The 18,286-nt window shown below is 60.6% G+C and carries 17 protein-coding genes; 8 read left to right on the top strand and 9 right to left on the bottom strand.

Going from position 1 to position 18,286, the window contains the following annotated elements; all coding sequences use genetic code 11:
* Nucleotides 1-6 precede the first annotated feature (6 nt).
* Nucleotides 7-1,062, top strand: coding sequence for an ABC transporter ATP-binding protein (locus tag BSF44_RS06650; RefSeq protein WP_095942816.1), 1,056 nt, complete (start codon nucleotides 7-9; stop codon nucleotides 1,060-1,062).
* 153 nt (nucleotides 1,063-1,215) lie between these two features.
* Here the strand turns inward: BSF44_RS06650 and BSF44_RS06640 are convergent, their stop codons facing one another.
* A complete protein-coding gene (locus BSF44_RS06640) occupies nucleotides 1,216-2,145 on the bottom strand; it encodes an AraC family transcriptional regulator (protein WP_095942815.1) in 930 nt (309 codons plus the stop codon).
* A gap of 339 nt (nucleotides 2,146-2,484) precedes the next feature.
* On the opposite strand from BSF44_RS06640, the gene BSF44_RS06635 reads away from it, so the two are divergent.
* Both BSF44_RS06635 and BSF44_RS06630 read left to right on the top strand, forming a co-directional pair.
* Nucleotides 2,485-2,838 carry a putative quinol monooxygenase gene (locus BSF44_RS06635; RefSeq protein ID WP_095942814.1) on the top strand — a complete coding sequence of 118 codons (354 nt, stop codon included), beginning with the start codon at nucleotides 2,485-2,487 and terminating at the stop codon, nucleotides 2,836-2,838.
* 41 nt (nucleotides 2,839-2,879) lie between these two features.
* Nucleotides 2,880-3,110 (top strand): hypothetical protein, encoded by a 231-nt coding sequence (locus tag BSF44_RS06630; protein WP_095942813.1) that lies wholly within the window; start codon nucleotides 2,880-2,882, stop codon nucleotides 3,108-3,110.
* 3 nt (nucleotides 3,111-3,113) lie between these two features.
* Here BSF44_RS06630 and BSF44_RS06625 read toward each other — a convergent pair whose 3' ends face one another.
* From BSF44_RS06625 to BSF44_RS06600, 6 genes are all read right to left on the bottom strand, one after another.
* Nucleotides 3,114-3,737, bottom strand: a complete 624-nt coding sequence (locus tag BSF44_RS06625; protein ID WP_095942812.1) for a flavin reductase family protein — start codon at nucleotides 3,735-3,737, stop codon at nucleotides 3,114-3,116.
* 211 nt (nucleotides 3,738-3,948) lie between these two features.
* Nucleotides 3,949-4,140 carry a hypothetical protein gene (locus BSF44_RS06620; RefSeq protein ID WP_095942811.1) on the bottom strand — a complete coding sequence of 64 codons (192 nt, stop codon included), beginning with the start codon at nucleotides 4,138-4,140 and terminating at the stop codon, nucleotides 3,949-3,951.
* A 224-nt stretch (nucleotides 4,141-4,364) separates the two neighbouring features.
* Complete coding sequence (locus BSF44_RS06615; RefSeq protein ID WP_095942810.1) at nucleotides 4,365-5,684, bottom strand: MFS transporter; 1,320 nt, start codon at nucleotides 5,682-5,684, stop codon at nucleotides 4,365-4,367.
* Between the two features lie 291 nt (nucleotides 5,685-5,975).
* Nucleotides 5,976-7,310, bottom strand: coding sequence for a sigma-54 dependent transcriptional regulator (locus tag BSF44_RS06610; protein ID WP_057713486.1), 1,335 nt, complete (start codon nucleotides 7,308-7,310; stop codon nucleotides 5,976-5,978).
* Nucleotides 7,304-9,070 carry an ATP-binding protein gene (locus BSF44_RS06605; RefSeq protein WP_095942809.1) on the bottom strand — a complete coding sequence of 589 codons (1,767 nt, stop codon included), beginning with the start codon at nucleotides 9,068-9,070 and terminating at the stop codon, nucleotides 7,304-7,306. The genes BSF44_RS06610 and BSF44_RS06605 overlap by 7 nt, the downstream gene beginning before the upstream one ends.
* Before the next feature lie 144 nt (nucleotides 9,071-9,214).
* Entirely contained in the window at nucleotides 9,215-10,738 is a 1,524-nt protein-coding gene (locus tag BSF44_RS06600; RefSeq protein ID WP_056726089.1) for a fumarate hydratase, read from the bottom strand.
* Between the two features lie 289 nt (nucleotides 10,739-11,027).
* Here BSF44_RS06600 and BSF44_RS06595 point away from each other — a divergent pair, with 289 nt between their 5' ends.
* From BSF44_RS06595 to BSF44_RS06585, 3 genes are read left to right on the top strand one after another with little or no spacing between them, the layout of a single operon-like run.
* A complete protein-coding gene (locus BSF44_RS06595) occupies nucleotides 11,028-12,134 on the top strand; it encodes a GGDEF domain-containing protein (RefSeq protein ID WP_095942808.1) in 1,107 nt (368 codons plus the stop codon).
* A complete protein-coding gene (locus tag BSF44_RS06590) occupies nucleotides 12,127-13,062 on the top strand; it encodes an iron-sulfur-binding ferredoxin reductase (protein ID WP_095942807.1) in 936 nt (311 codons plus the stop codon). Before BSF44_RS06595 ends, BSF44_RS06590 begins: the two co-directional genes overlap by 8 nt.
* Before the next feature lie 29 nt (nucleotides 13,063-13,091).
* Entirely contained in the window at nucleotides 13,092-13,841 is a 750-nt protein-coding gene (locus tag BSF44_RS06585) for an enoyl-CoA hydratase-related protein (RefSeq protein WP_095942806.1), read from the top strand.
* A gap of 129 nt (nucleotides 13,842-13,970) precedes the next feature.
* Here the strand turns inward: BSF44_RS06585 and BSF44_RS06580 are convergent, their stop codons facing one another.
* The gene (locus tag BSF44_RS06580) at nucleotides 13,971-15,272 is read right to left on the bottom strand and encodes a hypothetical protein (protein WP_095942805.1); all 1,302 of its coding nucleotides are present in this window, start codon (nucleotides 15,270-15,272) and stop codon (nucleotides 13,971-13,973) included.
* A gap of 222 nt (nucleotides 15,273-15,494) precedes the next feature.
* Nucleotides 15,495-16,946, bottom strand: coding sequence for a pyruvate kinase (gene pyk / locus BSF44_RS06575; RefSeq protein ID WP_008052494.1), 1,452 nt, complete (start codon nucleotides 16,944-16,946; stop codon nucleotides 15,495-15,497).
* Between the two features lie 332 nt (nucleotides 16,947-17,278).
* Between pyk and BSF44_RS06570 the strand changes: the two genes are divergently transcribed.
* Nucleotides 17,279-17,662, top strand: coding sequence for a tol-pal system YbgF family protein (locus tag BSF44_RS06570; protein ID WP_095942804.1), 384 nt, complete (start codon nucleotides 17,279-17,281; stop codon nucleotides 17,660-17,662).
* A gap of 231 nt (nucleotides 17,663-17,893) precedes the next feature.
* Nucleotides 17,894-18,253 carry a PilZ domain-containing protein gene (locus BSF44_RS06565; RefSeq protein ID WP_095942803.1) on the top strand — a complete coding sequence of 120 codons (360 nt, stop codon included), beginning with the start codon at nucleotides 17,894-17,896 and terminating at the stop codon, nucleotides 18,251-18,253.
* Nucleotides 18,254-18,286 lie beyond the last annotated feature (33 nt).

Here is an 18,286-nt window from a genome sequence, read left to right as displayed (position 1 = left end):
ATTCACATGTCTGGTCTGATTCTGGAAAACGTCGAGAAACATTACGGCTCGGCCTGCGCGGTAACGGATGTGAACCTGCATTTGCCCGAGGGCAAACTGGTGTGTTTCCTCGGCCCTTCGGGCTGCGGCAAGACCACCTTGCTGCGCATGATCGCCGGCCTTGAAACACTGACCGCCGGCGAGATCCGCCTGGACGGCGAAGACATCGGCAACACCCCGGCGCACCTGCGCAACTTCGGCATGGTGTTCCAGTCCCTGGCGCTGTTCCCGCACATGACCGTGGGCGAGAACATCGCCTATCCGCTGAAACTGCGTGGGGTCAGCAAGGCTGACCAGCAGGCGCGGGTGGTGGAGTTGCTGGAACTGATCCAGCTGCAACAGATGATCAATCGCCCGGTAGCCAAGCTGTCCGGCGGCCAACGCCAGCGTGTGGCGATTGCCCGGGCGATTGCCTCGCACCCGAAAATCCTCCTGCTCGACGAGCCGTTGTCGGCACTGGACGCCAAGCTGCGCGAGTCGATGCAGGTGGAAATCCGTCAACTGCAACAACGCTTGAACATCACCACCATCATGGTGACCCACGACCAGCGCGAGGCCATGACCATGGCCGATATCGTGGTCGTATTGGGTGAGCACAAGGTGCAGCAGGTGGGCACGCCGATCGAGATCTACCGGCACCCGGCCAACGAATTCGTCGCGGACTTCATCGGCTCGGGCAACATCTTCCCGGCCACGGTGCTGGGCAACGGCAAGGTCAGCTTGCCAGGCGGCGATGCGCTGCAAGTGCCGATCTGCAGCAGCATTGTGGTCGGTGAAAAGGTGAAGATGTTGATTCGCCCGGAAGACCTGCAACTGTCGGCTCCGCAGGCGACCGCGGGCAACCGCTTGCTGGGCAAGGTGACGTTCGTGCGGGATATCGGTGCGACCATCGAGACCACGGTGGAGTGTTCCGGGGTGTCGTTTACCGCGCTGAGCACGCCGTGTCAGGGCTTTGGCTTGAGCGTTGGGCATCCGGTGTCGGTGACCTTGCCGGTGGAGGCTTGCCGGGTACTTGGGGCCTGATCCGGATTTGATGTTGGCTTCACTGGCCTCATCGCGAGCAGGCTCGCTCCTACAATGGATCTGAGGTGTTCACGAATGTTGTGTTCACTGGAGATCAATTGTGGGAGTGAGCCTGCTCGCGATAGGGCCGGCACAACCCACACAAATTCTGGATCAAACTGACAACCGCAACCGCGCCAGATCCCTTAACGGTGGAGCCCCGAACAACCGGCTGTACTCCCGGCTGAACTGCGACGGACTTTCATACCCGACCCGATACCCCGCCGCCGAAGCCTCCAGCCCTTCGGCCAGCATCAACCGCCGTGCTTCCTGCAGGCGCAATTGCTTCTGATACTGCAACGGACTCATCGCCGTCATCGCCTTGAAACGGTGATGCAGCGTCGACACGCTCAGGTTCACTTCCTTGGCCAGATCATCGATGCGCAACGGCTGTTCGAAATTGCCGTTGAGCCATTTGATCGCCTGGCTGATGCGATGGCTCTGACTGTTGGCGATGGCGATTTCGTACAGCCGATGTCCCTGTTTGCTGCGCAACAGTCGATAGAGAATCTCCCGGCGAATCAGCGGCGCGAGCATGGCGATGTCTTTCGGCGTGTCCAGTAACCGTGCCAGACGCAGCACCGCATCAAGCATCGCGGTGTCGAGTTTTTCGACATACAGCCCGCGCCCGGTCGGCCGCGTGGGCACGCCGAGGGGCCCGGCGTCGGCGATCAGTGCAGTGATTTCAGTCGGGTCGATGTCCAGGCGCAAGGCGAGGATCGGCTCCTCGGGCGAGACATCCACCACCCGTCCACTGAGCGGCATCGAGACCGAGACCACCAGGTAGTTCAACGGGTCGTAATTGAAGTACTCGTTGGCCAACTGAACTTCCTTGCGCCCCTGGGCCATGATGCACAGCGCCGGTTGCGCGAGCACCGGGGCGAACTCGTGGGACTGGCTGTGGCGGGACATGAACAGCGAGCCGATGGCCGTGGCATAACTGCCATCTTCGGCGGTGTTGCGGCGGATGATGGCCGCCAGTTCCGCGCGCTGTTTTTCCATGTCGGTGACCAGCGGGGCTTGAAAGTGATCGAGCGACGACATGCGAGGCATCCTCGGCAAGGCATGGAAGGAATGGAGCAGAGCATAAGTTTGTGCAAGCGGCAGCGGTAGACACATCCTGCCAGATGCTTGCCTGATTCTGCCCGGGGTCCACCGGCGGTGTAGCTACCAGAGCCATGTGCCTGAAAAACTTGCTTGAAACTCGTATGGCAGAACCGTGACAGGGTTTTACAGCTTGTTACAGGCTGGCGATGCAGTTTCGCAGGATTGTGCAACGCACCGGCAGGAATCGACTAACGAGACAGGCGTCGCGGCCCTTAACCTTTGATCCTGTCGCAGCCCGTCCCCCGGCTGCCACGCAACTCCCCGGGAGGGTTGAACATGTCCACGCAAATCCCCGTCAGTCATATGGCCTTCGTTCGAGCGCGCGCCGGGCGTTCGGCGGAACTCGGTGTGCGCCTCAGCGCTCTGATCGAACCGTCCCGCGCAGCGCCAGGCTGCCTGAGCTTTGCCTTGCAGCATTCGCAATGCGATCCGGAGTTGTGGCTGGTGTCCGGTTTCTGGAGCAATCAACAGGCCATGACCGCGTACTTCAGCACGCCTGCGATGGAGATTTTTGCCGAGCTGGTGCAGGAGCTGGTGGTCAACAGTCTGGATTTCCACACCTTCAAGGATGTCTCGACGGCGCAGGCTCTCGGTCAGTCTGGACTGGCGGTACACAAACTGGCCGGTTGAGGGTTTAATGACGGCATTCTCAACCAGCCAGGATGCGCGACATGGCACGTAAAGCCTTTGAACACTTCGAAGCTGTTTCCGCTGTAGTACCGGGCGAGGGTGGTTACCACGCCGCTATCGCCGTCAAGGCGCTGGGTGGTTCCGGCGCCCCGCGTTTTCACAAAGTGCTGGAAGGGCAGATCTTCAAGACCGCTCACGAGGCTGATGATGCGGCCGCCAAGGAGCTGACCCGCCTCAAGGACGTCAAGGAAAACACCGACCTGCTCTGGTGATTCTCACCGTCCCGGGCGGTACATCTTGAACAACGCCTCAGGCCCCAGCTGGAAATAATCCGCCGGCCCGCCGCCGCGCAGAATCGGTTCTGCCGCGGCGGTGTCGTACACCCCGTCTTTCAAAAGCCACTTGGCGATATGCACGGCGACCACTTCGCCGAGGATCAGCCAGCTCGGCACCACATTGCCGTCCGCCCGTTGCAACTGGATGATCTGCGTGACCCTGCACTCGAAGGACACCGGGCTCTCGGCCACCCGCGGCACCTGAATGACCTTCGAGGCAGCGGTCGTCAGCCCGGCGAGTTCGAACTCGTTGACCTCAGGTTTGACCATTGCGCTGCTCTGGTTCATCTGCTCGGCCAGCGGCCGGGTGGCCAGGTTCCAGGCGAACTCGCCGGTCTGTTCGATGTTGTTCAGGCTGTCTTTGCGCCCGACGCTGGAAAACCCAATGATCGGCGGGATGTAGTTGAAGGCGTTGAAGAAACTGTAGGGCGCCAGGTTCAAGCGGCCCTCGGCATCCTGTGAAGAGATCCAGCCGATGGGGCGCGGGCCGACGATGGCGTTGAATGGATCGTGGGGCAGGCCGTGGCCGTTGGCGGGTTCGTAGAAGTGGATGGCGTCGGGCATGGGGATTTCCAGAACTTGCGGGAGACGTTCATGGTGCAAGCATGCGCCGCAGATTTCCAGTCAGATGAAGATCACTGTAGGAGCGAGCTTGCTCGCGATAAACCTGAGAGCGCCGCGGGGCACCTGCCAACCAACGTTATCGTTGACGACCATCGCGAGCGAGCTCGCTCCTACAGGGTTTTGAGGTCGAGCTGTGAATTTCCCTCCACGATCAGCCGATAGCTTCAGCGCTACCGGTTTTGTCAAAACCGTCCGAGGCATAGGTGCCCGAGTGGCTGCGTTCGATGGCGGCGCTGGCATCGGAGCCGAAAGAGGCCGAGCCGGTTTTGTCGTAGCCATCGGCTGCAAAGGTATTGGCAGCCAGCAAGGAAAGGGTCAGAGCAAGGATCAATCGGATATTCATGACAGGTACTCCAGGTACGTTCGCTTTGGATACGTTCAGGCACTCTTTCGAGACCTGTAACGGATATACGTGCGTCCTGTCGATAGGGATGCACTCAGCAGCAGGCTGCTGCCGGTGCATTAACCGATGATTATCCTGGTGGAGGCGCAGACGAACGGTGCCCTTCGCGAGTTCGTTCGCGAAGGGCCTTGGTGCTCACCGTTGCGGTGAGCGTCGATTGGCGATCAGTCCGTCACGATCCGCGAATGCTTGCGGGTGTCTTTCATGGTGACGTACACCAGCAACGACACGGCGATGCACGCGGTCACGTACCAGTAGTAACCCGTTTCCATGCCGATGCTCTTGAACCACAGCGCGATGTATTCAGCGGTGCCGCCGAAGATCGAGACGGTCAGTGCGTACGGCAGGCCCACGCCCAGGGCGCGGATTTCGGTCGGGAACAGTTCGGCTTTCACCACGGCGTTGATAGAGGTGTAGCCGCTGACGATGATCAGCGCCGCCATGATCAGGAAGAACGCGCCCCACCAGGTCGTAATGGTGTGCAGGGTGGTGAGGATCGGTACGGTGAACAGCGTGCCCAGAATGCCGAAGGCAATCAGGATCGGCCGACGACCGATTTTATCCGACAGCCCGCCGATGATTGGTTGCAGGCACATGAACAGGAACAACGTGGCGGCGGAAATGGTGGTGGAGTCGGAAATGCTCATGCCGACGGTATTCACCAGGTATTTCTGCATGTAGGTGGTGTAGGTGTAGAACGCCAGCGTACCGCCCATGGTCAGGCCGACCACGGTCATCAGTTCCTTGGGGTGGCGCATCAAGGTGCGCATCGCGCTTTCCTTGGCTTTTTCTTTCTTGGTGAACGACTCGGTTTCTTCCATGCCGCGACGCAGGTACAGCGCAACCACGGCACACAGCGCGCCGATGGCGAACGGGATGCGCCAGCCCCAGGCGTACAGCTGCTCGGTGGTCAGGAAGTTCTGCAGGACAATCAGCACCGCCAAAGCGATGAGCTGGCCGGAGATCAGTGTCACGTACTGGAAGCTGGAGTAGAAGCCGCGACGTTCCTTGGTCGCCATCTCGCTGAGGTAAGTGGCGGAGGTGCCGTATTCGCCACCCACCGACAGGCCTTGCAGCAAGCGCGCGAACACCAGCAGGATCGGCGCGCCGATGCCGATGACTTCATAACCCGGGCTCAGGGCGATCAGCAGCGAGCCGAAGCACATCAGGTACACCGAGGCCATCAGGGCCTTTTTGCGCCCGACCTTGTCGGCATACAGACCCATCAGCCAGCCACCGATCGGACGCATCAGGAAGCCCACGGCGAAGATCGCGGCGGTGTTGAGCAATTGGGCGGTGGTGTCGCCTTTGGGGAAGAAGGTCTTGGCGAAATACAGGGAGAAGGCGGCGTAGACGTACCAGTCATACCACTCGACCATGTTGCCGACAGAACCGCTGAAAATCGATTTGATGCGACTGGCGGTGGTTCTTTCTTTAGCCGGCGTGGCAGCCGACCCAAGGGGCAGGGCGTTGGAGTTATCCATTGAAGGATCCTTCATTTAATTGTTTTTGTGGAGCGCGATTAAACGCAGCCTGCCAGGGCTATAGCAGGAGCTGTGCCAACGGGGAGAGGGCCGGTTTAGAGGGGTGATGACGTTTCGTTGAGCGGAAATCCGCTTATCTGTGGTTGGTGGTGAGCGGAAAATTGCTCAAGTGTTGCTGTGGTTGTACCGGCCTCATCGCGAGCAGGCTCACTCCTACAATGGATCGGCGTACATCAAACCACTGTAGGAGTGAGCCTGCTCGCGATGAGGCCAGAGCAGACGCCACAAAAATCAGGCCTCGGGCAAAAACATCTCCCGACTCAACCCATGCCGCTGCATCTTTTCATTGAAGGTCCGGCGCGGCAGTTGCAGTTCTTCGAGCACCGCTTTCACATCGCCCTTGTGCCGGGTCAATGCCGCACGCAGGCATTGCGCCTCGAACGCTTCCTGCTGAGCCGCCAGTGACTGGCCGGGCTCGATGCCCAAGGGCTCCGGTTCACCGAGCCCCAATACCTGACGCTCGGCGACGTTCGCCAGTTCGCGCACGTTGCCCGGCCAGTCATGGCTCAGCAGGTGGCTCAACTGCGCACCGCTCAACGGTGGAAATTTGCGTCCCAGGCGTTCGGCGGCGTTTTGGGCAAAGGATTCGAACAGCAGGGGTATGTCTTCACGGCGTTCGCGCAACGGCGGCAAGCGCAACTCGGCAACGTTCAAGCGATAGGCCAGGTCTTCGCGAAAACGTCCGGCCCGCGCTTCGTCGAGCAGGTCCGGCTTGGTCGCGGCAATGATGCGCAAATCCACGCGGATGCTCTGGTTCGAGCCCAGTCGTTCAAGCTTTTGCTCCTGCAACACCCGCAGCAGTTTCACTTGTTGGGCCAGCGGCATGCTTTCGATTTCATCGAGAAACAGCGTGCCGCCGTCGGCGTACTCGAGTTTGCCGATGCGCTTGCCGGACGCCCCAGTGAACGCGCCGCTCTCGTGGCCGAACAGCTCGGCCTCGAACAATTGCTCGGGGATGGCCGCGCAGTTGAGCGCGACAAAGGGCTTGTCGGCCCGCGGCCCGAAGTCATGCAGGCAACGCGCGACCAGCTCCTTGCCGCTACCGGTTTCGCCGCGAATCAGCACGTTGACCGGCAGTGCTGCCAGGTCCAGAACTTGCCGACGCAGGGTCTGCAAACCCCGGGACACGCCGAGCAGCGTGGCATCCAGTTTGGCGCGGTTGTCCGCCTGCTCGTGCAGCGCGCGGTTTTCCAGCACCAGCCGGCGTTTGTCGAGGGCGCGGCGCAGGCTGCCGAGCAGGGTTTCCGGGCTGAAGGGTTTTTCCAGGAAGTCGTAGGCACCGTCGCGCATGGCTTCGACGGCCATCGGTACATCGCCGTGGCCGGTCAGCAGGATCACCGGCAAATCGGCATCCCGGCGTTGCACCTCGGCCAGCAGTTCCAGACCGGTCATGCCGGGCATGCGCACATCGCTGAGAATCACCCCGGCAAAATGCCTGGGCAACTGCGCCAGGCATTCATCGGCGCGGCTGAACAGCTGCACCTCGAAACCCGACAGGCTCAACCATTGCTCGACGGCACTGCGGATGCTGCTTTCGTCGTCGACCACGATCACTGAGTTCAGCATGGTTCATGCACCTCCAGGTCGATGGGTAAGGTCACGGTAAACACCGCCCCTTTGTCATGATTGTCGGCACTCAGGCGCCCGCCGGATTCGTGAACGATGGCGAACGAAACGGCCAGACCGATCCCCAGGCCTTCGCCCACCGGTTTGGTGGTGAAGAACGGATCGAAGACTTTGGGCAGATTCTCTTCGGCGATGCCGCCACCGTTGTCGATCACGCTCAGGCGCCACAATTGTTCGTCGGCTTCGAGGCGGATTTCCAGACGTTTGCAGGGTTTGTCCTGCATCGCGTCGAGGGCATTGCGCAGCAGATTGATCAGTACCTGTTCCAGGCGAATCGCATCGCCACGCACCCAGGCCGGGCGGGTCAGGTGCAGCACGGTGCTGACCTGTTCGTCGCGCAACCGGGTGTCGAGCAGTTGCAGCGACTGGTCCACCACCGCCGCCAGGTCCAGGCGTTCGCGCAAACCGCTGGGACTCTTGCGGGCGAAGGTTTTCAGGTGACCGGTGAGGGCGGCCATGCGTGTGAGCATTTCATCCACCGGTTTAAGCGCCTTGTAGGCGTCGTCGACGCGACCGTGGTCGAGCAGCAGGCGCAAGGTCGCCAGCTGCATGCGCTGGGCGGTGAGCGGCTGGTTGATCTCATGGGCCAGGGCGGCGGACATCTGCCCCAGCGCCGCGAGTTTGGCCGATTGCACCAAGCCTTCCTGAGCGGTGCGCAAGTCGCGGGTGCGTTCTTCTACCAGTCGTTCGAGCTCTTCACGACTGCGCTGACGCAGTTTGGCCAGGCGCCAGCGTTGATTGAGAAACAGCAGCAGGAACACCAGCGTCAGCCATAGCCCGGCCGCGGCGAGGGCGGCGTTGCGGCTGTCTTCGAAGGCGACCTGCGGGCGCCGCAGCAGGTGCAGGGTCCAGCCCTCGGTAGTCAGCGGCAGGGATTCCCACAGGTAATCCGCCTTGCCGTCCGGGCCATCGACCCGCGCCAAGTCACTGTTGTCGTCGAAGCGCCGCAACGATTGAAACTCAAGCGGTGTCAGCGGCTGCTTGTCGTACTGGCGAGTGCTCTTGAGTTCGGTATGATCGCTGTCGCTCAGCGGCTTGAGCAGGCGATAGCGCCAGCCCGGCTGGTTGGCGATGAAGATGATTCCGCGGGCATCGCTGACCAACAAGGTGTCGCTGCCCTGACGCCACTCGCGTTCCAGTTCGGGGAATTCCAGCTTTACCACCATGGCGCCGAGGAACTGGCCATCGTCATCGCTGACCGCGCTGGAGAGGAAGTAGCCGGGAATCCCGCTGGTCACCCCCACGGCGTAGAAGCGCCCGGTGCCCTGGGTGCGGGTCTGATTGAAATAGGGACGGAAACCGTAGTTGTGGCCGACATAACTGCTGGGCAAACGCCAGTTGCTCGCTGCTACGGCAAGGCCGGTGCGATCGAGCAGTTCCAGGGTCGAGGATTGGGCGGCACCGTTGATCTTTTCCAGTTTTCGGTTCAGGGCATCCTGTTGCTCGGGGCTCACCGCCCCTTTGAGCGCCGAGCGCAGCTCCGGGTCCAGCGCCAGCACGGCGGGCAGGGCGCGGTAACGTTCGATCAGGGTATGCAGGGACGTGGCATACAGCGCCAGTTGCTGATTGGCGCGCGCTGCGTCTTCGACCATTGACTGGCGCACGGTGTGGCGCATGGCCAGAGTCGCGGCGATGGCGGCACCGGCGATGATCAATAGGGTGTAGAGCGCCAGGCGCAGGGGTCGGGAGGTCGTCAACATGCAGTGAACAACAGGCAAAAATGGGGGAAGGCACCATAGCATGCGAAGGACGCTCTTCTCTCGCCGGAGTACAGTTATCCGGCCGAAAAAAAACCGGTCTGTCGTTGCCGACAAACCGGTTTATTCAGCGGAGCTGAGTGCCGTTTACTGCACTTCCACCGCCAGGCTTTCACTGATCTTTTTCTGCCAGATGGCAGGACCGGTGATGTGTACCGACTCGCCCTTGCTGTCGACCGCAACGGTCACAGGCATGTCTTTTACGTCGAACTCGTAGATCGCTTCCATGCCCAGTTCGGCGAAAGCGACAACACGGGATTTCTTGATCGCTTGCGCCACCAGGTAAGCCGCGCCACCGACAGCCATCAGATAAACGGCTTTGTGGTCCTTGATCGCTTCGATCGCGGTAGGGCCGCGCTCGGATTTGCCGATCATGCCCAGCAGGCCGGTTTGCTCGAGGATCTGACGGGTGAACTTGTCCATCCGCGTCGCGGTGGTCGGGCCAGCCGGGCCAACCACTTCTTCGCGCACCGGATCAACCGGGCCGACGTAGTAGATGAAGCGACCCTTGAGGTCCACCGGCAGGGTTTCACCCTTGTTCAGCATCTCGACCATGCGCTTGTGCGCAGCGTCGCGACCGGTGAGCATCTTGCCGTTGAGCAGGACGGTCTCGCCCGGCTTCCAGCTCTGCACGTCTTCCGGGGTCAGGGTGTCGAGGTTGACGCGACGAGCCGACGGGCCGGCTTCCCAGACGATTTCCGGGTAGGCGTCCAAAGGTGGCGCTTCCTGGGCAACCGGGCCGGAACCGTCGAGCACGAAGTGCGTGTGACGGGTGGCGGCGCAGTTCGGGATCATGCACACCGGCAGCGAAGCGGCGTGGGTCGGGTAATCCATGATCTTCACGTCGAGCACGGTGGTCAGGCCACCGAGGCCCTGGGCGCCGATGCCCAGCTGGTTGACCTTCTCGAACAGCTCCAGGCGCATTTCTTCGATGCGGTTCTGCGGGCCACGGGCTTTGAGCTCGTGAATGTCGATGGATTCCATCAACACTTCCTTGGCCATCACCGCGGCTTTCTCGGCGGTGCCGCCGATGCCGATGCCGAGCATGCCTGGTGGGCACCAGCCGGCGCCCATTTCCGGGACGGTTTTCAGAACCCAGTCGACGATCGAGTCTGACGGGTTGAGCATGGCCATCTTCGACTTGTTCTCGGAACCGCCGCCCTTGGCCGCCACGTCCACTTCCACGGTGTTACCCGGAACGATGGAGTAGTGGATGACTGCCGGGGTGTTGTCCTTGGTGTTCTTGCGAGCGCCCGCCGGGTCGGCGAGGATCGAAGCACGCAGGACGTTTTCCGGCAGGTTGTAGGCGCGACGAACGCCTTCGTTGATCATGTCGTCCAGGCTCATGGTGGCGCCATCCCAGCGCACGTCCATGCCCACGCGGACAAACACGGTCACGATGCCGGTGTCCTGGCAAATCGGGCGGTGGCCGGTGGCGCACATGCGCGAGTTGATCAGGATCTGTGCCATCGAGTCGCGGGCCGCTGGCGATTCTTCGCGCAGGTAGGCCTCGTGCATCGCCTGGATGAAATCCACGGGGTGGTAGTAGGAAATGAACTGCAGGGCGTCGGCAACGCTCTGAATCAGGTCGTCTTGCTTGATCACGGTCATGAGTCGCGCTCCTCTAAAAGACGGGAACATTCAATAAGGTGCTTGCAGCTTGGGTGCATCGGTCGGTTGCAAGCACCTTTCAAGGCACGCCGGGGAAGCTGGCGCGACGCTAAAAAGGCGCGGCAGTATACCGCGCCTCGCGGACAGGCACACCCGCCGGCAGTCAATCGTTGGTCGCATAGGGCGATCCCGAAAATTGAATGGTCATTTATCGGCCACGCCACTAAAGTGACATCCGGTCTGTAGAGTAGGACGCTCTGTCAGTCTCCTTTCATCTGGTGAGTCACGATTGACCCATAACGCCATCCAGCGCCTGTTGCTCAAACGTTTCGCCCTCGCGGCCGGCACCTACGCCCTGGCATTGCTGTTGCTGTGGCTGGCGTTTTTTACCGGTCACTACAATGCACCGCTTTCCAGTGTCGTCATCGGCAGCGCACTGGTGGTGATCAGCCAGGCTATCCTGTTCGCGGTGTTCTACAGCGGCTGTAACCTGCGCTTCGCCGACTCCAGCCTGACCGAGGCACAAGTGCTGCTGGGGCTGGGCTGGCAAACCTGGCTGATCGCCCATCTGGACGAAGCCCGGGGCGCCTTTTTGGTGTTTTACGTGCTGATCCTGTTGTTCGGCCTGTTCCATTTGTCACGCCGGTCTTTAGTGCGATGCGCGCTGCTGGTGTTTTTCAGTTTCAGTGCGATCACGCTGTGGGAGGGCTACCACTTCCAGCTGCCTGACCCGGCCATGGCAGTGTTGCAGGTCTGTGTGCTGTTCATCGTACTGGTGTGGCTGGTGCTGTATGCCCGCTATGTGCAGGCTTCGCGACAGCGTATGCGCCAGCGGCGTTTTGCTTTGCAGGCGCACCAGGACACGTTGCGCGGGATGATGCGCCAACTTGAAGACCTGGTGGCCACCGACGAGCTCACGGGCCTGTTCAATCGGCGGCATTTCCTGCGCCTGGCGTCCCGTGAACTGAACGCCATGGACGCCGGTGTCGTGCATGGCCTGGCGCTGATCGACCTTGACCATTTCAAGCGCATCAACGACCTGCACGGCCATGCCGCCGGCGATCAGGTGCTGCAAGCCTTTGCCGGCATTGCCAGCGCGTGCCTGCGCGACGGTGATGTTCTGGCCCGCTACGGCGGTGAAGAGTTCGTGGTACTGCTGCCCGATTGCGATGCCGACAGTTTGACTTCGTGCTGCGAACGGCTGCGCATCGCGTTCACCGATGTCGAGTTGATTGGTCTGAATGTACGCAGTCTCAGCCTGTCCGCCGGCATGACCCTGCTGGAACTGGGCGACGACCTCGATGATGCCCTGCAACGGGCCGATCAGGCGCTTTATCGCGCCAAGCGTGACGGCCGCAACCGGTGCGCGGCAGCGTGGGAGAACGTCGATGCCTGAGCTGCGGGTCGGCGAGCGTCATTGGTCGGTGGCGGCGGGGAGCAATCTGCTCGACGCGCTGAACCAGAACGGCGTACCAGTGCCTTACAGTTGCCGCGCCGGCAGTTGCCATGCCTGCCTGGTGCAGTGTGTGCGGGGGCTGCCGAGCGACAGCCGCCCGGATGCCCTGAGTGCCCGGCAGCGTGAACAAGGCTGGCGCCTGGCGTGCCAGTGCCAGGTGGTCGAGGACTTGCAGGTGCACGCCTTCGACCCGCAAACCGATGGCCGACCCGCCGAAGTCGCGGCGATCGATTGGCTGAGCACCACGGTGCTGCGCTTGCGGGTAATCCCCCAGCGGCCGTTGCGCTACAGCGCCGGTCAGCATCTGGTGTTGTGGGCAGGTAGCGTGGCGCGGCCGTATTCGCTCGCCAGCCTGCCGCAAGAAGACCGTTTTCTGGAGTTTCATCTCGATTGCCGCAAGCCCGGGGAATTCAGCGATGCCGCCAGGCAATTGCGCATCGGCGATCCGATCCGTCTCGGTGAACTGCGCGGCGGTGCCTTGCACTACGACCCTGACTGGCACGCCCGGCCGCTGTGGTTGATGGCGGCCGGCACCGGGTTGGGACCGTTGTTTGGTGTATTGCGCGAAGCACTGCGCCAGGATCATCAGGGCCCCATCCGCGTCATACACCTGGCCCATGATGCCGATGAGCACTACCTGGCCAAGCCCCTGCAAGCCATGGCCGCCAGCCGTCCGAACCTGAGTGTCGAACTGTGGACCCCGGCCGAGTTACCCGCGGCTTTGGCGCAACTGCGGCTTGTTTCCCGGCAAACCCTGGCCTTACTCTGCGGAGCCCCCGACAGCGTCGACGCCTTTGCCCGGCGCCTGTACCTGGCGGGATTGCCGCGCAATCAACTGCTGGCCGATGTGTTCCTGCCCCGTGGTTGAGCGCTGACTTTTCAGACGCGAGACCTGCCATGACCGATGCCATCCAGATTGAACGCGAACGCGGCCTGTTGACCCTGCGCCTGAATCGCCCGGACAAGAAAAACGCCCTGACCCGCGCCATGTACAGTCACTTGGCCGAGGCGTTGCAAAAAGCCGACAGCGACCCCGAGATCAATGCCGTACTGATCACCGGTTCGGCCGAATGCTTCACTGCCGGCAACGACATCGCTGATTTCATCCAGCAACCGCCAAGCGGCCTCGACAGCCCGGTATTCCGGTTCATGCTCAACCTGCTCGAATGCCGCAAACCGGTGATCGCCGCCGTGGCCGGAGCGGCGGTGGGCATTGGCACAACGATGTTGCTGCATTGCGACCTGGTCTACGTGGCCCGCGATGCCCGCTTGCGCATGCCGTTCGTCAATCTTGGCCTATGCCCGGAGTTCGGCTCCAGCCTGATCCTGCCACGCTTGCTTGGGCAGGCCAAAGCGGCGGAGTTGTTGCTGCTCGGTGAGGGTTTCAATGGTGAGCAGGCCGCAGCGTGGGGCATTGCGTCCGAAGCGCTGGGCAGTGGCGAAGAAGCCTTGGTCAAGGCGCGGGAGATGGCGCTGCGCTTCGAGTCGCTGCCGCCGGAAGCAGTGCGCATCAGCAAGCAATTGATGAAGGCGCCGGACCGGGAGTTGGTGCGCAAGGTGATTGAAGAGGAGGGGGCGTTGTTTACCCAGCGGCTGCGTTCGCCGGAGGCGCTGGCGGCGTTGACGGGGTTTATCAAGCGGCATTGAGTCTTTCGCTGACTGGGCCGGCCTCATCATGCCTGTTGGATCAGAAAGCAAAAAGCCCCGTCATTCACATGAAGGGGCTTCAATTGTTCAACGAACGGTCGGTAGGAACTCTGGACTTGTATTCAATAATTAAGGTAAGTAGCGCAAGATCATCGGTTTATCTATTTCATTGACCGTGGCTGCTACGACGATTTTCCCATCTTCCTGGAACGCCATGGAAGTTGCGTAACCTCCCCCCGGTGCGGGCAAAGCTGTAGTTATCCAGCCTCGTCCATCGCCAAAGGAGGGGTCCAATGTTTCATTGATGTAGCGGGCAACAACTACCTCATATAAAGGAACCGAGTCATCACCCAGCCCACCGCTTACAACAATCTTTCCGTCCTTTTGAACAGCAGCGCCAGTCCAGACCGTCCATTTCTTGTCCTCCAGGTTCGTATAGAGGAGTTCTCCCCTGTTGAACTGGATATTGGGTGTGCCATTAGGCTCGATACTGGTCATCACTCCGTTTTCATAGGGGAACGCGTAGGTAGCACCCACCCCCAGAATTCGTTGGTTGGGCTGCCTGGCCATCCTGTCAATACGTATTCCCTTGCTTTCAATTGACCCTTCCATGACGACAAATCCATTTTCGCTAGAACCAAATAATTTGTCGATCGTGCCTGTGTCATCAACGCGGACAAAGTAGGATCGGTTGGGGGGGCCAACAATCACGCCGCAGCCGACATACTTGCCATTGTTTTGAGCCTGTACTTCAAATAGCACCATGTCATTGGCGGAATAATCGGGATGTATCACTCTAACGTAGCCAGTTTTATTGAATGTGTTATCCAGGATCCCTTCAGGGGTCAGACGAACTATCCAATTGTTCTGGTTGCAAGCGAGTATCTTCCCATCGGGCAAAATCTCTATGCCCGACAGGCTCCCGTTGCCGGAGGTGCGTCGCTGCTTTTCATCATCTATAGGGGCGTCGGGCGCTGTTTTACGTTCCCAATCGACCGAAGTGTAGCCGTTTGATCCGAAGTTCAAATCAAGTTTGCCGTCACGTTCAAAACGCGCGAAAAGCGTCGTCGTGGATAGTTCATCCGCGTGATACGCCAGCAGGACAATTTTGCCGTCGGCTTGAATGGCAAACGACACAACAGATGCCCTGCGGCGGTGAGGAAATTGCCCCAGTACCAGGCCGTTATCGCCAAAGGTGTTGTCAGGTGTTCCGTCATCGTTCAATCGACCGACAAAATAACTGTCAAAAGAACTGAATGTCGTTGTTTCACCCGCAAAATAGATTTTCGTCTCCGGGCCTGCGCCCTGCGTCGTGACACGCCGTATATAGCGGGTGTAGTCATCAGGGTTCGGGAAGTCAACAATGACAATGCCGTTTTCTCCGAATGACGGATCCAGCGTTCCAGCCTTTGCGTTTTCAAGAGCTTTCATCTTCAGTACTCAGCCGTTTAAGAGGGACTGCGACTCGCCCGATTCCATTTGGATAAGTCACAGCCCTCAGGCCGAAGCAAATGACTGTTGGACGAAACCCGATTGAAGACTTTCCCGTTGGGGAGAGCTACTGTCAGATCTGACAGTTCGCTAGGCCTATTTGGAATAAAAAAAGCCCCGCCATTCACATGGCGGGGCTTTTGTTTTTCAGCGACCGGTCACTCAGACCATCGGATCGCCAACGTGCAGGATCTTCATGCCGTTGGTGCCACCGGTGGTGTGGTAGCTGTCGCCCTTGGTGAGGATGACCCAGTCGCCCTTCTGTACTACGCCGCGCTTGACCAGCTCGTCGATCGCCTTCTGGCTGACTTCGTTCGGCGCCAGGGACGCCGGGTCGAACGGGATGGTGTAAACGCCACGGAACATTGCCGCGCGGGCCTGGGCTTCGCGGTGTGGGGTGAACGCGTAGATCGGCACCGAGGAACGGATGCGCGACATGATCAGCGGGGTGTAGCCACTTTCGGTCAGGGCGATGATCGCCTTCACGCCCGGGAAGTGGTTGGCGGTGTACATGGTCGCCAGTGCGATGCTTTCGTCGCAGCGCTCGAACTCTTTGCCGATGCGGTGGCTGGAGGTCTTGCTGGTCGGGTGCTTTTCGGCGCCGACGCAGATACGCGCCATGGCCTGAACGGCTTCCAGCGGGTACAGGCCTGCGGCACTTTCGGCCGAGAGCATCACGGCGTCGGTGTAGTCGAGCACGGCGTTGGCTACGTCGGACACTTCGGCGCGGGTCGGCATCGGGTTCTGGATCATCGACTCCATCATCTGGGTCGCGACGATCACAGCCTTGTTGTGGCGGCGTGCGTGCAGAATGATTTTCTTCTGGATGCCCACCAGCTCGGCGTCGCCGATTTCCACGCCCAGGTCACCACGGGCAACCATCACCGCGTCGGATGCCTTGATCAGGCCGTCGAGGGTTTCGTCGTCGGCCACGGCTTCAGCGCGTTCGATCTTCGCCACCAGCCAGGCAGTGCCGCCGGCTTCGTCGCGCAGTTGACGGGCGTATTCCATGTCGGCGGCGTCACGCGGGAAGGAGACCGCGAGGTAGTCGACTTCCATTTCCGCGGCGAGCTTGATGTCCGCCTTGTCTTTTTCAGTCAGGGCCGGAGCAGTCAGGCCGCCACCGCGACGGTTGATGCCTTTGTGGTCCGACAGCGGGCCGCCGATGGTCACGGTGCAGTTCAGTTCGGTGGCCGTGGCGGTATCGACGCGCATCACCACGCGACCGTCGTCGAGCAGCAGCTCGTCGCCCACGCCGCAGTCCTTGACCAGGTCCGGGTAGTCGATGCCGACCACTTGCTGGTTGCCTTCGGTCAGAGGATGGCTGGTGGAGAAGGTGAATTGATCACCGATCTTCAGCTCGATCTTCTTGTTGGCGAATTTGGCGATACGGATTTTCGGGCCTTGCAGGTCACCCAGCAGGGCAACGAAGCGGCCGTGCTTGGCAGCGAGGTCACGGACCAGCTTCGCGCGAGCCTTGTGCTCGTCGGGAGTGCCGTGGGAGAAGTTCAGGCGGGCGACGTCCAGGCCAGCCAGAATCAGCTGTTCGAGAACTTCCGGCGAGTTACTGGCCGGGCCAAGGGTGGCGACGATTTTGGTACGACGGACGGACATGCAAAGACTCCTGAGTTCAAGCGCTGAGTGAGGCTACTATGCTCCGAAGGTGTAGTCATTGTTCGTTTGCACTACTTTTTCGTGAAGAGCTTGGTTTTAAGGAAGAACCAGATATTGCCCTGGCCTCTGTAGGAGCGAGCCTGCTCGCGAAGAGCTCAAGGACGACGCGGTTACTCAGAAAGTACGCATAATCGTTGACGTCCATCGCGAGCAGGCTCGCTCCTACAACAACGGTCCACAGTGCCTTGATTGAACCCTGCAACTTTGCGTCCCGGCAGCCTGAAGATTTCCGACCATGGGTCGATACAGCGTTCAAGACAGGAGATTTCCCCATGCGTTTCGTTCTCATTGCCGCCCTTGCCATCAGCGTCCTCAGCGTCACGGGCTGCACCCGTTGGTCGATGAACCATCATTTGAACAATGCCTACAGCGCCTACGACCGGGGCAATTGCGAGCAGGTGATGCTCGAGCTGTCCAAGGTCGAGCGCGACAGCCGCGCGCGGCCTTACGTGTGGCCGGAAGTGTCGATGATGCGCGGCCTGTGTCTGGAGCGGCAGAAGATGTACATCGATGCGGTCCAGACGTATCAGTTCATCATGGCGTCCTATCCCCAGAGCGAATATGCCTACCGCGCCCGTGCCCGCATCGAAACCCTGCAGAGCCTGGGCCACTACCCGACGCGCAGTGCCGCAGCGGCAAAACCGGCGCAGTTCTGACGGCCGTAATCCTCTGATCGCTGGCTCACCGGAGGTGGTGAGCTATAGTCCAGGGAACCGGTTTTAGAGCCTTGCCTCTGAACCGGGGCAACACCTGCGACCGGCACAAGCAGGACTCAGCGCTGTCAGGACTGGCGCACCGGAAGCGGGGAGAGCGGGCAAGACTTATGCATACCCGTTCCGAAGCAGTAGTGCGGCTCTGCTTAAGAGCCTTGCATAGCGAAATTGCACATGTTCACCGACCGCCGAATCGAGCGGCATCAACTGCCGTACTTCCTGAAAGTGTTCAACGGCATCACCGGCAAACCCATTGGCTACCTGGGCAATGTCTCCGAAGACGGGCTGATGTTGATCAGCCTGCTGCCGATGATGATCGGCGCGGACTTCAACCTGCGCCTGAAAATTCCCGCCAGCGAAGGTGGCCAGCGGATCATCGACCTGCAGGCCTGTTGCCTGTGGTGCCATGAAGACGCGACCCCCCAACATTACGACGCCGGGTTCAGCCTGCAACGGGCACCACCGGAATATGGGCAACTGGTGGAGGCGTTGAAGCAATATTTCAGTTTTCTGCCGTTGCCGGCTTCGGCCTGAGATCACTGGGAAGCCACCTGTGAGGGATTGCTC

Origin of the sequence: Pseudomonas sp. ACN8 (assembly GCF_002303925.1) — a bacterium.
Classification (GTDB): domain Bacteria; phylum Pseudomonadota; class Gammaproteobacteria; order Pseudomonadales; family Pseudomonadaceae; genus Aquipseudomonas.
This window is presented reverse-complemented; position numbering and strand designations above follow the sequence as displayed.